Origin of the sequence: Microcoleus sp. PH2017_08_TRC_O_A (assembly GCF_020738665.1) — a bacterium.
In the GTDB taxonomy this organism is placed as follows: domain Bacteria; phylum Cyanobacteriota; class Cyanobacteriia; order Cyanobacteriales; family Microcoleaceae; genus Microcoleus.
In genome coordinates, this window is record NZ_JAEQCE010000128.1 from 1 (window position 1) to 14,107 (window position 14,107).

The window sequence follows — 14,107 nt, forward strand, 5'->3', positions numbered from 1 at the left end:
TCTTGAATTTGGGATATCCAGCTTTTTTTGAGAAAAATAAGGAGAAGGAATCACCAAGATTGTCGAAAGCATATTGAGTTATCTTCTGGCAAATTCCCGCCTCTTTAATCCATGTGAACTCAGGCTTTACATGATTGTTAAAGAATTTCTTGAGCAGGTATTTATTGGGCTTCAATCCATCTTGATAAAGGTAACTCCAAGTAGCCAATCCCCAGTTATAAGTAAACCTTGCTATTCCAGCGTGTTTGCTCATGACAGTTGTCTGACTCTTGTTTAATTTTAACTTTGTTTTGATGGATAAAAGCATTGTTCGACCTCAATACTGTATTTCACCGATCGCCCGACAGGGTAGGTTTGGCTGGTAACTTCCCCGAAACATCCCAGCGCAAGCGAGTATCTTTACTGACAATCCAAGGTTTTTTGGGAATCGCCCAGGGTTTGAACAGGTACATCGTAGATTTGTCTACAAGTGTACTACCTTGTCTATTTAATCGCTAGCTAGGTACTAGCTCTGCTAGCCTCGATATATTCTGAATTCACCGCTATGATACTCTGAATGGACTCCGGCTCAAGTTAAATTTATGAAAGCAACCGTTGAGCAACTGGCCCAAATTGGGATATTTGCCAGCTTAAACCGAACTGATTTAGAGCAACTGCAAGAACATACAGCAATTCGGAGTTACCGACAGGGAGAAGTTGTGATGTATGAGGGCGATCGCATCCCCGAAAAATTATACACGCTTTTGAGCGGTTCGCTGCGGGTAGCAAAAACAGCGGCGGCGGGCAAAGAAACAATTTTGCGTACTTTATTTCAGGGAGATATTTTTGCCGCACCTGCTTTGCTGGGTAACGGAGTTGCGTCGGCAACGGTGACGGCAGAAACTGACGTGCAAGTTCTTACCACAGAACGGGAATTTTTGCTAGCAGCAATTCGGCAAAATCCTGAGATTGCTTTGCGAATATTGGCGGTTTTTAACCAGCGGTTGCAGCAACTGCACGAGACTGTACACGGTTTGGTGTCGGAAAGGGCGATCGTGCGGCTGGCGAGATTCATTCATTACTTTGGCATCGAGCAAGGTACGAAGATTGTGGATAATAGTGTATGTTTAGAAAAACGTTTTCCCTACTATCAAATTGCTCGCAGTATTGGCATCACCTACGAAGAATGCGTGCGGTTGTTTAAGAAACTCAAGCCAGTTATATCTTACAGTCGAGGCGGAAAAATTACTGTGTTGGATTGGAAACAACTGGAGGCGATCGCCTCTGGAGAAGACATAGATTAATGAAGGGAAGAAGTACATTGATTCGGTAGGTTTATCGCTAAGTTTTGATCCCCCTAAATCCCCCTTAAGAAGGGGGACTTTGAAGAAAACTTCGGTTCCCCGAATCGTTGTGGCGACTTTGATGCTCTTGTCCCCCCCTTCTTAAGGGGGGCTAGGCAGGGCGGTTTTATTGTCGTCAGAAAAATTAGGTACGTAGTTGCGCTTCAGCGCTCTTTATAATATTAGGAAAGACGCTAAGAGCGCAACTACGTACCTTGGCCCAAGCGCGAGCCAACCTTTGAGCGATACTGTTGGTATTTTTATATTTCCTATCCTCACAATAAAACCACCCTACTTCTTAAGGGGGGCTAGGGGGATCGAGAGGTTGATTTTCAAATAAAATACTAATGCTAGTTTCTTGAAATTAATCAGAATTGACAGTATTATTTTACTCCGAAAATGTCAAAATAAACGCCAAGTTTTCTTCAGCTTTCAAGGCGTGGGGAGCACGGGCGGGCATAAAAACAAACACCCCCGGTTCCAAGACAATATCCTTACCTTCCAAAGTCAAAATTCCCTTTCCTTCGACTACATTAACTGTGGCATTGCGCGGCGAAGAGTGTTCGGAAACCTCGCTACCAGCAGCCAGACAAAGTAGGGTATACTGGCAATTATTGTCCTTTACTAAAATTTTGCTCAGCACTCCGGCGGCGGGATATTCAATTGCTTCTCGGAGTTGGATTGCGGAAGATTCTAACGGTAAAAGAGTAGCAGTCATGATTTTTGAATCCCTTAATATTGTTTTGTTGCACAAAGGATGATGTAGTCTAAATCGCGATCGTACTTTTGGAAAACTTGACGCATTGCTAAAATACGATCGCGAATTTGCGATTTACTTAAAATATTCCACAAAATCCGCACAGTACCCACAAAACCTTCGTCTTCAACCATTCGTGGCAAGTTGAGGAGTCCCATCGCCCCAGTTTGACACTTTTCTACTTGCAAACCCGCGTTTTGGCAAACAGCAATCGGGCCAGACTCAGACAAAGGCGTTGAATTAGCCCGAATCACTTCCGACAAAGCTTTGTGAATTTCTGATTCTCGGTTTCTAGCTAAAAGTTCGTGAGAAAGAAACTTGCCGCCCGGTTTTAGCCGATCGCAAATTCCCGATATAATTTTAGCTTTCCCCCACCCTGACTGCATCGTCAGGATAGCTTCAGCCAACACCCAATCAAACTCTTGGGAAATCCGATCCAAGTGAAAAATATCTGCTTCGACAATTTGGACTCGATCGCCCAAACCCGCTGCTGCAACATTAGCACGAGCGCGCGCCACACTGTCGGGATTCTTCTCAACTCCCACTACTTTAACGCCAAAACGTTCCGCAAGGGCGATCGAGCTATATCCAAAACTAGCAGCCAACTCTAAAACAGTTTCGCCCGCTTGAAAATCCGCCCATTCAAACAACATTTCCGTAGCAACTTTTCCCCCCGGCCTCAGCATTTTCTTGCCAGCCGCCGCCAGCACTTCATGCCCCGGTGCAGTCTTAAAATTGAGAGCAATATTGGTCATAAAATTGACCTCCTATTTAACCTTACTCTCAGTTTGCCAAATTGTTCCAAAGCTTTCTATGATCTAGCTCATATTCAAATTATCTCTAAGATAAGACGGCGGTTGAAACCGCTAGACGGCGGTTGAAACCGCGTCTACACAAACGAAGTCCGCGCAACGCGAGACTGAAGAGAATAACGTAATTTTAATTGCAATATCTTCAACCCGCGGAGGCGGGTTTTGTCTGTCTAGCCGCGGTTTCAACCGCCAGTCTTCTTTCTAGCCCACGTAATTTTAATTGCAATATCTTCAACCCGCGGAGGCGGGTTTTGTCTGTCTAGACGCGGTTTCAACCGCCAGTCTTCTTTCTAGCCCACGTAATTTTAATTGCAATATCTTCAACCCGCGGAGGCGGGTTTTGCCTGTCTAGACGCGGTTTCAACCGCCAGTCTTCTCTCTACCGAATTTGCTCGAATTGCGCGGAACATTCCAAAGCGGCAAAGCCCCGCACCAAAGGCTAAACGCATTAGTAAAAGAGTCGGTACTTCTCGCAGAGACTTGATGAAACCCGATACACCAAAACGCACTAATCCGGCCGGTCTAGCTATACCTTGCCAGATAGAATCTATCCAGGAAGGAAGGGTTTCTTGCGTCCAATCTGCGGTGGTTACAGCGCCCTCCACAAACCCCGTTTCTTCTAAAAGTTCTGAAAAGCCCTCGATGCTTGAAAAAGCCGGATGCGACCATTGATCCAGCAGTTGCTGCATTACTGGTTTCTCCCAGAAATTGAGCGGGATTTTGCGATCGTCCCTTTGATTCCAATCCGCCACAACCAGCACGCCACCGGGCTTGACGACTCTCATCAACTCTTTCGCAAACACGGTTTTATCTGGCATATGCGGCCCAGCTTCGATCGACCAAACCACATCAAAACTCGCATCTGGAAACGACAGCGCCATAGCATCATCCACCCGAAACTGCAAATCGAGCTCTGGGGAAGTTAATTCTTGAGCGCGTTTAACTTGCTGCGGGCTGATCGTAATTCCCGTGACAGCAAACTTATAATCCTGGGCCAGAATGCGGCTGCTACCGCCAATTCCACAGCCAACATCTAAGACTGTAGTGCCGGCAGGTAATTTATCCAAGCCTCCCCAGCGCACCATTTCATGCACAAAATCCGATTTAGCTGCGAGGAAATCTTTGCGTTGTGGCGGCGCACCGTAATGGCCCAAGTGGATGTGCTCGCCCCAATAAAATTCGAGAATCCCGTCTTCCGTCCATTCGTCGTAGGAATTCGCCACGGAGTCCGATGATTGATAAGGGCGAGCCGTGATTAAATAGATCAGAAGGGCGATCGCCAGCAGTACAAACAAAACTCCAAGTACAACAACAAATAAATTCATTTTTTTACCTTCTTTCCAGAGCAGAATGTATAGCAGTTGACAGTTGACAGTTGACAGTTGACAGCTTCCCCGAAAAGCCGATCGTTGGGTTGCATAGTACGGGAATCAAATTATTTCTACTTGTTGTCTAAATGATGCGATCGATTGCAGACTATCTGAAGCAGCATCCCAAAGAATGAACTTAAAACAATCAGGAATCTCGCGAATTGTCAGGATTCTTGAATTACCAAGCAGGTGCAAATTAGCATTGTGACACGCCCGAAGATTGTAATTAGGAATTCGCTCAGACAGATGATGAATATTGTGGTAAGCAATATCAGCCGAAAACCAATTGAGAATAGTTGGTAATTTTAGATAACTGCTACCTTCGATCGCACCAAGCAGATAGTCCCAGCCCTCTGTCTTGTGAGCGTAGGAACCCTCAAAGTTATGCTGCACAAAGAAGATGCAGATAAATATCGCCGCCGAACAAGTCATCACAATTGAGTAAACACTCCAGAAAAACCCAAACCCAAGTAAGTTACCCAGATAAAGCCAGCTACCCACCACACAAATATTGTTGAAGAGTAAATCCCAAAACTCAGCCGTCGTATACCAGTGTTTGGATTTGTAGGAAGCAATTATTCTAGATAAACCCATACCTAAATCTTGATTGAGACAATCAAAAGTATGTCTGACAAAACCAGCAATTCCCAATATTAGCGCGAGTCTTGGTTTGATAATCAGGTAGAAAAAGCCACCAGGAAACAGCATCAGCGGGTGTCTGAGCAACTGATATATCTTTTGGTTAAATGGACTGAGTGCCGCAAACTTTTCGGTGGAAATCAACGCCGAAGGGCCTCGGTACATATCCCAATTACCATTATTTTTGTGATGGTAAGCGTGTCCCCTAGACCAGGGGTACTGAGGAATTGCATTGATGATACCTAGCAGAAAACCCACTGTGCGATTGACTTTTTTGGAACTAAACAGAGAATAGTGTCCGCAATCGTGCATCAAGGAGAAACAGCGTCCTGAAAAGAGTATCATCAACACGATGATCGGTGGCAGCAGCCATACAGAAATGGCAGCAGCTTTAAATGCTAAAAACCATAAAAATGTATAGGGGATGACTGTATTGAGTAGTTGGTATGTAGCTTTGAAATTGTTGCTCTTCATGTAAGGAGATAGCACAAAATCCGACTTTTTGATCGCGCTTTTCATTCAGTATGTCTGTAGTGTGGATAAGTGCTTAGCTGAGAATATAGTTTAGATTGCAGGTGATTGACAGAAAATCAAATAATACCATACTACTATACGGTTGGCTAATCGGTGAGGGCGCAAGCAAAATGTTATCGATCGCCGTTGAGCACCAAATTTGATACAGACTGCTTGACACTAGGCTCGTATTTTGTAGCAGAAAGTTGTGCCACCATCTGCGCGCGGGATGAAACCTCAAGCTTGCGGAACATTCGCTTCAGAGCTTGCTTCACAGAATTTTCAGTAATCCAAAGTTCAGTCCCAATTTCGGCGTTAGTTCGTCCCAAAGCCACCAACTCGGCAATTTCCAATTCACGAGGCGTTAAGCGATTGGTTTTGAAAGGCTGGTATGGCGATCGCATTGTTGCACTCCAGACAGATAAGTGCAAACAAATTCCACTCAAATCAGCTAAATTTTGTGCATCAAAAGCAGACATTGACTGTTCGCGAGTGCAACCGAATACACCGACTAATTGACCGCAACTTACAATCGGGCCCGCCATCACGTGCCAATGATCGGGGCGAGGACAAATCATCGTCCAAACTTTGGGTGATGCTACCAGTGCTTCGTGGACTGGAGCATGGCGCTCAACTAGATAACGCGCAATAGGATTATATTCGATCGATAGTGCAATTTCCAGGGTTTTATGAAATTTTTTATCTAACAAAGGCAGTTGGTCAAAGAAAAAGACTCCCGATCGCTTAGCGGCAAAATACTCGCCGATTTGCGGCACGACTTGCGATCGCAGATCTTGTTCGTTTTTGACTTGATTGATTGCTTCAAATAAATGCTGTAAGGAATTTGTCATCGTCGTGATAGCGAAAAGTGTACCCGATCGGGGTCTATGACTGCTGAATTACTCAGCTTATATTATCAAAAGTATCAAAAATAACGTGACATGACCATCAATTCGGAAATTGAGCGCGATCGCACTCCCATGCGTTGGATGCCGATCGGCTTTTATGCGACTTCAGTCGTCTTTAACCTCTGCTTGATTGCTCAATTGTTAACGGTTGGATTCGCTTACTTTGTCAATCCTGCATGGTGGGATATTCATGTTTGGCTAGTCCGAGGATATAGCGGGCTGTCATTATTATTACTGGGATGGTCGCTGCTGACTCGATTCTCACCTCAAATACAACGTCTCACCGCAAGTCTACCCGTACTGCTGGGACTACAATTTTTGACCATTCATCTCAATACTCCTTTTCACCTAGAGGTACTCCATCCTCTGATTGGATTTACCTTAGTCTTTGTTTCTTCAACTCTTGTACATAGCGTAGGGCGCATTTTATCGCCCGCCCATCTTCAGAACAATTGAGTTTTATAGGTAAAAACGATGCAAAATGCAATTTTTAGTCCCTTCTTTGCAATGGTGTTTGTGACACTGGTAGTCTGGGTTTATCTCTACATCCGCCGTATCACTTTCCTCAACAATACAAAGCTCGCCCCGAAGGAGCTGGCTGTACCTGGTATGCTGGCACAAATCTCGCCACCAGAGGTATCAAATCCGTCCGATAACTTCAAGAATTTGTTCGAGATTCCCGTCCTGTTTTATGCGCTGGTGCTATACCTTTTCATCACGAACCAGGTAGATGCAGTTTATGTGAATGCGGCTTGGATCTTCGTTGGCTTTCGCGCTTTGCACAGCATCGTTCATTGTACATTCAATCTAATCCTGCTGCGCTTCTACCTCTACCTATTCTCAACCCTGATGATGTGGTTCATCGCCATCCGTGCAGCATTTAGCCACTTTGCTAAATAGATAACTCGATCGCACTCTCAAACATTCGGCGACTCCCAAATATTTTTATCCGCCGGGAAGTTGATGCGGGCGATCGACTTTTCGGCGCGTATCACCCCCGCTTACGCCTTTGACAAACCGCCCCCGAAACCCAAATGTGACACAACATCCACCACCGCAGAGGATTTTGGCTCGACTCGTGGAAACGGGAATTTGAGGAGCGATCGTGATTGGCGATCGTTCGTTTTTTGCGATCGCAGCTCCGACTTGCTACAATTTAGTCGCACGCGCAACTAGAATAAATCATGAGCGAACTGTTAGACGAGACGCTTTCTATTGAAATCGCCACTCGCATTAAAAGCAACCGTAAAAACTGCTTTGATAACGCTTCCAAAGCAGCATTAACCACCGAAGGCGCAATCTACGTTCAAGGCTTTTTAGCTGCACCCGGAGCGCCTTACAAACCCATCGAGTATAGCTGGATTGAACTCAACGAGCGCATTGTTGACCCAACTTTTCCGCATCTTGGCTTCAATGCTCAAGACATTCATTACTTCCCCGCCCAGCGATTGAGCGTCAAGAAACTCAAAGCAATTCTAGACGAATCAAAAGAAGATTATCCAGAAGACGATCCGCTGCCGGTTTACGGAAATCAACCCTATGAATATTACGGCGATGTGATGTTAGGCGGTAAAGATTACCAAAATGCTTACGATTTGGCTGCGCTTAAATGCAGGGAATTGAACCTACCCAAAAAAACGGAATCTAACTAATTTGGACTTACGCCAAAATTAAGTTCGTAGTAAGGGCTTTAGTCCTGCTTCATTTATCTTTATAAAGAGAGGACTAAAGTCCGAACGATTAAACCGAATGTCAGGAAAATGCAAACCTCGCATAATTAAAAGCAGCCAACAACGGATCTAACTTTCGATTTAACATCAAATCAGCCAACAACTTAGCAGTCACCGGAGCCAACAAAATGCCATTGCGATAATGCCCAGTTGCCAATGTCAAATTATCCCAAGCAGAAGCGCCCAAAATCGGCAACTCATCCGTAGTAGCCGGCCTAAATCCCCACCAAAACTCTAGAATCGGATAATTCTGCAATTCGGGATATAACTTAATCGCTCCTGCTAGCAAACTTTGAATTCCCGCTGGAGTATTTCCAGGGGTAAAATCCACATTCTCGCTAGTTGCACCAATAATAATTCTGCCATCTTGACGCGGCACAATATAAATGCCAGTCCCGAATAAAACTGTTTGCAATGGCTGCATAACTGCACAATCTTTTGGTACGCACACTGACAGCATTTGCCCCTTTCTGGGAAAAACCGGAACATTCAATAACTTCTCACACCAAGGCCCTGCCGCCAAAACATAACGGTCAGCTTGCAATTTTCTTGCCGTTGTTTCTACGCCAAAAACTCGGTTTCCATGCCGAATAATTTCCTTTGCAGTATCTTGAATAATCTCAATTTGCAATTCTTTGGTTGCGCTCTGTAGCGTCCGAAATAAAGCGCGGTTGTCCACTTGAGCGTCGTCAGGATACCACCAACCACCGATTACTTCTTCACCCAATCCAAACTGGTGCTGGCGAACAGTATCTCTGTCTAACCAATGAGAGTTAAGGTTTGACAATAGCGGCTGTTGTTGAGGATCGTTTTGACAAACTGGTGCGAGAATTCCCGATCGCCAATACCCCGTTTTCAACCCCGTAATCTCTTCCAGGCGTTCCACCCAGGAAGGATACAGCGCGCGACTTTGCAAGCACAAATCCAGCATCGGACTGGGGGGAATTCGTTCCGCTTGGGGAGCGAGCATTCCGGCAGCAGCCCGGGCCGTCGGTTGTGGAGAATCGGCGGTAAGAACAGCGACAGATGCCCCTCGCAATTTCAGTTCAACTGCTAGGGAAAGGCCGATAATTCCGCCACCAATAATCAGAATATCTTGAGATGAATTCATTGACTTTTCTATGGACTGTCTGGCTTTTTTACCTCGGGGCCTTCTTGAGGGTAAGGTGCTGGTGTTCGCACCTTACAGTTAGAATTTTGGGGCAAGTCTTACATATTTTCTTGTGGGGTGGGCTTCGCAGCACCACCCAAAATATGCAATCTAAATGCACTACAGCTTATCAGCCTTCCTGCACCAAAAATCTATCCTTGAGGTTTCCATACAGTTTCCGAGCCCTGGCCCCAAAAACCATCATATTTTGTCACCTTAATATCGCCCAAAACCTTAGTCTGGCAGGACAAACGGCGGTTTGATGCGGGAGAATGGGGAGGAATCGAAAGTCGCGCTTTTTCACGCCACTCGGACTCGGAAACTTCGCCCTCGATGGTGACGGCACAGGTGCCACAAGTCCCCAAACCGTGACAGTTGATGACTTTGGCGTTGCCGTTGTAGAGATCGATGCCGTTTTTGAGCAAGACTTCACGGAGATTCGATCCGCGATCGCACTCAAATGTTTTTCCTTGCGCTTGTACCTTAACCACAGTAATTTACCCCGATTAGATTTATGTTAATTTTCCTATATATTATCGCATTTATTTAAAATAATTTCATCTAATATGATAAGTGATATATTACCAATTGAGAATTGAGAATTCCCATGAAAAATCGGCTCTGGATCTACGATACCACGCTGCGAGACGGCGCTCAGTGCGAGGGACTCTGCTTATCTCTCGAAGACAAAGTGCGAATTGCTCGACAGTTAGACAGTTTAGGAATTCCGTTTATTGAAGGTGGCTGGCCGGGAGCAAATCCTAAAGACGTACAATTTTTTTGGCGGCTCAAAGAACAGCCATTAATTCAAGCAGAAGTTGTCGCTTTTTGTTCGACCAGACGACCGGGAAAAACGGCAGCCAATGATGAAATGTTGCAGCCTATCTTGTCTGCGGGGACTCGCTGGGTAACGCTGTTTGGCAAGTCGTGGGATTTGCACGTAATTGAAAGTTTGAAGACGACGTTAGAAGAAAATCTGGCGATGATTCGAGATACTATTGAATATTTACGGAGTCAGGGAAGGCGCGTTATTTACGATGCCGAACACTGGTTTGACGGCTACAAACACAATCCCGAGTATGCGATTAAAACTTTAATGGCAGCGGCGGATGCTGGTGCAGAATGGCTGGTGCTTTGCGATACCAACGGCGGTACTTTGCCTGACGAAGTTAGTCAAGTTGTGCGTGATGTTTTAGCGGCTTTAGGAACTGAACTAACTCAATCATTACAGTTAGGAATTCACACTCACAACGACTCTGGAGTTGCCGTTGCTAATGCTCTGGCTGGTGTGCGGGAAGGGGTGACGATGGTACAGGGAACTATTAACGGTTATGGCGAACGCTGCGGTAATGCTAATTTGTGTTCCTTGATTCCTAATTTTCAGCTCAAGTTGGGTTATGATTGCATTCAAGATGAGCAATTAGCGAAATTAACTCAAGTCAGTCGCTCCGTCAGCGAAATTGTTAATCTTGCTCCCGACGATCACGCTCCTTTTGTTGGCCTTTCGGCTTTTGCTCACAAGGGCGGAATTCACGTATCGGCGGTTGAAAAAAATCCGTTAACTTACGAACACTTGGAACCGGAAAAAATCGGCAACATCCGGCGAATTGTGATTTCGGATCAATCGGGTTTGAGTAATGTTTTGGCGAAGGCTAAGACTTTTGGTATTGAACTCGATCGCAAAAATCCTGCTTGCCGCCAAATTCTGGAAAAGTTGAAAGATTTGGAAAGTCAGGGATATCAATTTGAGGGTGCTGAGGCGTCTTTTGAATTGTTGATGCGGGAAGCTTTGGAAAAGCGGCAGCGGTGGTTTGAAATTCATGGATTTCAAGTTCACTGCGATAAGGTTGGCGAAGATTGTACGGCTTTAGCCACTGTGAAATTGTCAGTCAACGGTACAATTATTCTGGAATGTGCGGAAGGAAACGGCCCGGTTTCGGCTTTGGATGCGGCTTTGCGGAAAGCTTTGGTGAATTTTTATCCGGCGATAGCGCATTTTTATCTGACAGATTACAAGGTGCGAATTCTGGATTCTGGTGCGGGAACTTCGGCTAAAACTCGCGTGTTTGTTGAGTTTAGTAACGGTCACGATCGTTGGACGACGGTTGGGGTTTCTGGTAATATTTTGGATGCTTCTTGTCAGGCGGTTGTTGAGGGTTTGGAGTACGGTTTGGTGTTGGAAAATCAGGAGGCGATTCCCCTAGTTTGTCGGGTGCATTAGACAAGATTGCAACAATAGCTGGACGGGCAAGATGCCCGTTCCACAATCATAGATTGGACGGGCAAGATGCCCGTTCCACAATCATAGATTGGGCGGGCAAGATGCCCGTTCCACAATCATAGATTGGGCGGGCAAGATGCCCGTTCCACAATCATAGCACAATCATAGATTGGGCGGGCAAGATGCCCGTTCCACAATTTTTTTTATTGTGGGATGGGCTTCTAGCCCGTCCTAATTATTTTTGCAATTTTGTCTAAGGTTCCAAAAACTCTAAGTGATCTCCGGGAATCGATCGCAATTTTGCAGCAGATCCTTGCAGTTTCAACCTGCCGCGTTCTAACATGATAATCCAATCGGCGCGATCGATCACTCGGGGCCTGTGACTGATAAAAATCGTAGTTTTCCCCTGCCGGTACATCAACAAATTTTCCAAGACTTCCGCTTCGCTGGCGGGATCTAGCCCTGCGGTAGACTCGTCTAGAATCAACACGGGCGGGTTATTGAGAATGGCACGGGCGATCGCCAATCTCTGTCTTTGTCCCCCCGAAATATTCGCCCCAAACTCCCCTAAAACAGTTTGATATTTATCCGGTAATTGGCTTATAAATTCATCCGCCCCGGCAATTTTGCAAGCTTTCACAATCTGTTCAAAAGTGGCATCGGGACTCCCCAACTGAAAATTATCGAGAATCGAACGGCTCCAGAAATGAGCTTCTTGGGGAACAAGAACCACCTGCTGTCTGAGACAATCGAGAGACAAATCCTGCAAATTGTAACCGCCAATTCTCACATTACCAGATTGCAGCGGATACAGACCAGCAATTACCTTAGCTAGCGTACTTTTTCCACAACCAGAATAACCGATTAAAGCAATTGCGTGACCGCCCGGAAACGTCACAGAAAAATTTTCCAACAAGTCAAGTCTGCCTGGGTAGTGAAAATTCACACTCTTACAAACAATTTCGTCGCCGCCTTGAAGCGTTACCACAGGTTTATTAATATCGCTTTTACTTTCTGGCTCAGCGTCTATGACTTCCGAAAGCCGTTGAGTTGCTGTCTGCACGCGAGCCATTTCATCAGTAGATTCGACCAAGGAAGTCACCCAAGTAGTAACGTTTTGATTCATGCTAATAAATGCTAGCAACTGACCGATACTCAATGCCTTGTCAATCACCAACCCGCTGCCCAACCACAGCAGGGTAATGCTGCCCGCTGAAGCAACAAAGCCAGAAAAGATATTATTGAGAATGCCAATTTGTGTAGTGCGAAAAGTAAGACTCGCTAAACGACCGAAGCGACCTTGAAATTCTTCCCAAAGTTGCTGGGCGCTGCTAGTCGTTTTGACGGTCAGCGCGCCTTTAAATGTTTCTACTAAAACGCCTTGAGTTTCTGCTTCCAGTACAAATAAATTCCGCGTTTTTTGCTGCAATACGGGCAGAAAAACTACTGTAGAGGCAGTCATGAACAAAGCGATGACTGTAGCTGCCAGCGTCAGTTCCTTGCTGTAAAACAACATGAAAATAAAAGAAACTACAGCTATAAAAAATTGACTTGGTAAGCTGATCGCAAATTGAGAAACTAATTTATTGATTTCTTGGATATCTTGTAATCTACTGACGATTTCGCCGCTGCGTCTGGTTTCGTAAAAGCTTAAAGGCAATCGCAGGAATTTACGCCCAAATTCCATGACCAATCCCAACTCTAAACGCTGGGAAAATTGAGCAATTAAGTTCGACTGTACTAATCCTAAACTGCTGCTAAATAGGTTCATAACTATAACTGCGATCGCCACACTTGCCAAAAGTTGCGTGTCGCCCCGCACCAAAATGTCGTCGGTGAGCAGTTGTACCAGAAAAGGTGAAGCAATCGACAGCAAACCCAACACCACATTCATCAACAGTGCTTCCATTAAAAGCTGGCGGTAAATCCAAACCCGGCGCGTCCATTTTTGTAACGAATTGGCGGGCGGTTGGCCGTCTGCTTCGGCAAAAAATCGATCGGGATCTGGGTCTACTAGCAAGCACAGCCAATCTGTCCAACCTGCTGCTAATTCTTCTTTGGAAATATAGCGCATACCGACAGCCGGATCGCCGATCGCATATTTGTCGCCCTGCTTTCCGTACAAAACAACCCAGTGGTACCCGCTCCAGTGAATAATAGCCGGTAAAGGTGCTTCGTCAATTTTGTCTAAAATAGCAGCCGCTGCTCGCACGGATCGAGCATTAAAGCCCACCGCCTCAGCGCCTTGTTTCAAGCCCAGCAGAGTCGTCCCCTTTTGGCCTGTACCCGCAGATTCTCGCAAGCGGCTAATGGTAAAATTCTGTCCGTAAAATTTGGCGATCGAAGCCAAACAAGCCGCCCCGCAGTCTTCTTCGCTCTGCTGGAGTACAACCTGATATTTCTTAAACCTGTTAACTTGTCCGAATAATGGCATTTTGCCGATCAAAGGGATGTTCTTTAACATTTTGCAAAATGAATAATGGTAGAGCATAAAGAAGATTACTCATCACCAACTACCCAATCAGCAAAAAGCACCCATAAAGTTATGGGTGCTTTCTCGATCAAAAGTTATAGAGCTGAATTCAGAGCACTAAACTTTACCAGTAGCCGTAGCGAACTACTCTTCTGAAGGAACCGTCGCAATTGCGGCGGTACACAACCCAACGGCGCCGACGACCACAGTTT

Annotated in this window: 15 protein-coding genes; 5 read left to right on the forward strand and 10 right to left on the reverse strand. The window is 45.5% G+C overall.

Translation table 11 applies throughout. The features are described from left to right. Positions 1 to 307: helix-turn-helix domain-containing protein (locus JGK22_RS30540; RefSeq protein ID WP_293233283.1), on the reverse strand; the 307-nt coding region annotated here is incomplete at its 3' end. A 22-nt stretch (positions 308 to 329) separates the two neighbouring features. After that, positions 330 to 452 carry a hypothetical protein gene (locus JGK22_RS30545; RefSeq protein WP_293186803.1) on the reverse strand — a complete coding sequence of 41 codons (123 nt, stop codon included), beginning with the start codon at positions 450 to 452 and terminating at the stop codon, positions 330 to 332. Positions 453 to 581: 129 nt separating this feature from the next. Between JGK22_RS30545 and JGK22_RS30550 the strand changes: the two genes are divergently transcribed. After that, positions 582 to 1,283: a Crp/Fnr family transcriptional regulator gene (locus JGK22_RS30550; RefSeq protein WP_293208711.1), complete on the forward strand. Its 702-nt coding sequence runs from the start codon at positions 582 to 584 to the stop codon at positions 1,281 to 1,283. A gap of 427 nt (positions 1,284 to 1,710) precedes the next feature. On the opposite strand, the gene JGK22_RS30555 is transcribed toward JGK22_RS30550, so the two are convergent. The 5 genes from JGK22_RS30555 to JGK22_RS30575 all read right to left on the reverse strand — a co-directional run bounded on the left by JGK22_RS30555 (position 1,711) and on the right by JGK22_RS30575 (position 6,264). Then, entirely contained in the window at positions 1,711 to 2,040 is a 330-nt protein-coding gene (locus JGK22_RS30555; protein ID WP_293186805.1) for a cupin domain-containing protein, read from the reverse strand. A 14-nt stretch (positions 2,041 to 2,054) separates the two neighbouring features. Continuing rightward, on the reverse strand, positions 2,055 to 2,834 hold the full coding sequence (locus tag JGK22_RS30560) for a class I SAM-dependent methyltransferase (protein WP_293186806.1): 780 nt from the start codon (positions 2,832 to 2,834) through the stop codon (positions 2,055 to 2,057). Between the two features lie 377 nt (positions 2,835 to 3,211). Further along, on the reverse strand, positions 3,212 to 4,216 hold the full coding sequence (locus JGK22_RS30565) for a methyltransferase domain-containing protein (protein WP_293314381.1): 1,005 nt from the start codon (positions 4,214 to 4,216) through the stop codon (positions 3,212 to 3,214). 105 nt (positions 4,217 to 4,321) lie between these two features. Beyond that, on the reverse strand, positions 4,322 to 5,419 hold the full coding sequence (locus JGK22_RS30570) for a fatty acid desaturase (RefSeq protein ID WP_293193596.1): 1,098 nt from the start codon (positions 5,417 to 5,419) through the stop codon (positions 4,322 to 4,324). Positions 5,420 to 5,547: 128 nt separating this feature from the next. Beyond that, entirely contained in the window at positions 5,548 to 6,264 is a 717-nt protein-coding gene (locus tag JGK22_RS30575) for a LuxR C-terminal-related transcriptional regulator (RefSeq protein ID WP_293186809.1), read from the reverse strand. A gap of 90 nt (positions 6,265 to 6,354) precedes the next feature. On the opposite strand from JGK22_RS30575, the gene JGK22_RS30580 reads away from it, so the two are divergent. The 3 genes from JGK22_RS30580 (at position 6,355) to JGK22_RS30590 (ending at position 7,973) form a co-directional block, all read left to right on the forward strand. After that, a complete protein-coding gene (locus JGK22_RS30580; RefSeq protein WP_293208715.1) occupies positions 6,355 to 6,777 on the forward strand; it encodes a DUF6220 domain-containing protein in 423 nt (140 codons plus the stop codon). A gap of 18 nt (positions 6,778 to 6,795) precedes the next feature. Further along, the gene (locus JGK22_RS30585; protein WP_293208717.1) at positions 6,796 to 7,221 is read left to right on the forward strand and encodes an MAPEG family protein; all 426 of its coding nucleotides are present in this window, start codon (positions 6,796 to 6,798) and stop codon (positions 7,219 to 7,221) included. A gap of 284 nt (positions 7,222 to 7,505) precedes the next feature. After that, complete coding sequence (locus JGK22_RS30590) at positions 7,506 to 7,973, forward strand: hypothetical protein (RefSeq protein WP_293193586.1); 468 nt, start codon at positions 7,506 to 7,508, stop codon at positions 7,971 to 7,973. A gap of 100 nt (positions 7,974 to 8,073) precedes the next feature. On the opposite strand, the gene thiO is transcribed toward JGK22_RS30590, so the two are convergent. Further along, positions 8,074 to 9,162 carry a glycine oxidase ThiO gene (gene thiO, locus JGK22_RS30595; protein ID WP_293193584.1) on the reverse strand — a complete coding sequence of 363 codons (1,089 nt, stop codon included), beginning with the start codon at positions 9,160 to 9,162 and terminating at the stop codon, positions 8,074 to 8,076. 191 nt (positions 9,163 to 9,353) lie between these two features. Then, complete coding sequence (locus JGK22_RS30600; RefSeq protein ID WP_293186814.1) at positions 9,354 to 9,692, reverse strand: 2Fe-2S iron-sulfur cluster-binding protein; 339 nt, start codon at positions 9,690 to 9,692, stop codon at positions 9,354 to 9,356. A 116-nt stretch (positions 9,693 to 9,808) separates the two neighbouring features. On the opposite strand from JGK22_RS30600, the gene cimA reads away from it, so the two are divergent. Next, positions 9,809 to 11,422 carry a citramalate synthase gene (gene cimA / locus JGK22_RS30605; RefSeq protein ID WP_293186815.1) on the forward strand — a complete coding sequence of 538 codons (1,614 nt, stop codon included), beginning with the start codon at positions 9,809 to 9,811 and terminating at the stop codon, positions 11,420 to 11,422. 253 nt (positions 11,423 to 11,675) lie between these two features. On the opposite strand, the gene JGK22_RS30610 is transcribed toward cimA, so the two are convergent. Continuing rightward, positions 11,676 to 13,886: a peptidase domain-containing ABC transporter gene (locus tag JGK22_RS30610; RefSeq protein WP_293214362.1), complete on the reverse strand. Its 2,211-nt coding sequence runs from the start codon at positions 13,884 to 13,886 to the stop codon at positions 11,676 to 11,678. Positions 13,887 to 14,107: the final 221 nt, after the last annotated feature.

Coding starts and splice junctions, on each gene's coding strand:
- JGK22_RS30545 (WP_293186803.1), bottom strand. CDS start 452: ATGTACCTGTTCAAACCCTGGGCGATTCCCAAAAAACCTTGGATTGTC.
- JGK22_RS30550 (WP_293208711.1), top strand. CDS start 582: ATGAAAGCAACCGTTGAGCAACTGGCCCAAATTGGGATATTTGCCAGC.
- JGK22_RS30555 (WP_293186805.1), bottom strand. CDS start 2,040: ATGACTGCTACTCTTTTACCGTTAGAATCTTCCGCAATCCAACTCCGA.
- JGK22_RS30560 (WP_293186806.1), bottom strand. CDS start 2,834: ATGACCAATATTGCTCTCAATTTTAAGACTGCACCGGGGCATGAAGTG.
- JGK22_RS30565 (WP_293314381.1), bottom strand. CDS start 4,216: ATGAATTTATTTGTTGTTGTACTTGGAGTTTTGTTTGTACTGCTGGCG.
- JGK22_RS30570 (WP_293193596.1), bottom strand. CDS start 5,419: ATGAAAAGCGCGATCAAAAAGTCGGATTTTGTGCTATCTCCTTACATG.
- JGK22_RS30575 (WP_293186809.1), bottom strand. CDS start 6,264: ATGACAAATTCCTTACAGCATTTATTTGAAGCAATCAATCAAGTCAAA.
- JGK22_RS30580 (WP_293208715.1), top strand. CDS start 6,355: ATGACCATCAATTCGGAAATTGAGCGCGATCGCACTCCCATGCGTTGG.
- JGK22_RS30585 (WP_293208717.1), top strand. CDS start 6,796: ATGCAAAATGCAATTTTTAGTCCCTTCTTTGCAATGGTGTTTGTGACA.
- JGK22_RS30590 (WP_293193586.1), top strand. CDS start 7,506: ATGAGCGAACTGTTAGACGAGACGCTTTCTATTGAAATCGCCACTCGC.
- thiO (WP_293193584.1), bottom strand. CDS start 9,162: ATGAATTCATCTCAAGATATTCTGATTATTGGTGGCGGAATTATCGGC.
- cimA (WP_293186815.1), top strand. CDS start 9,809: ATGAAAAATCGGCTCTGGATCTACGATACCACGCTGCGAGACGGCGCT.
- JGK22_RS30610 (WP_293214362.1), bottom strand. CDS start 13,886: ATGTTAAAGAACATCCCTTTGATCGGCAAAATGCCATTATTCGGACAA.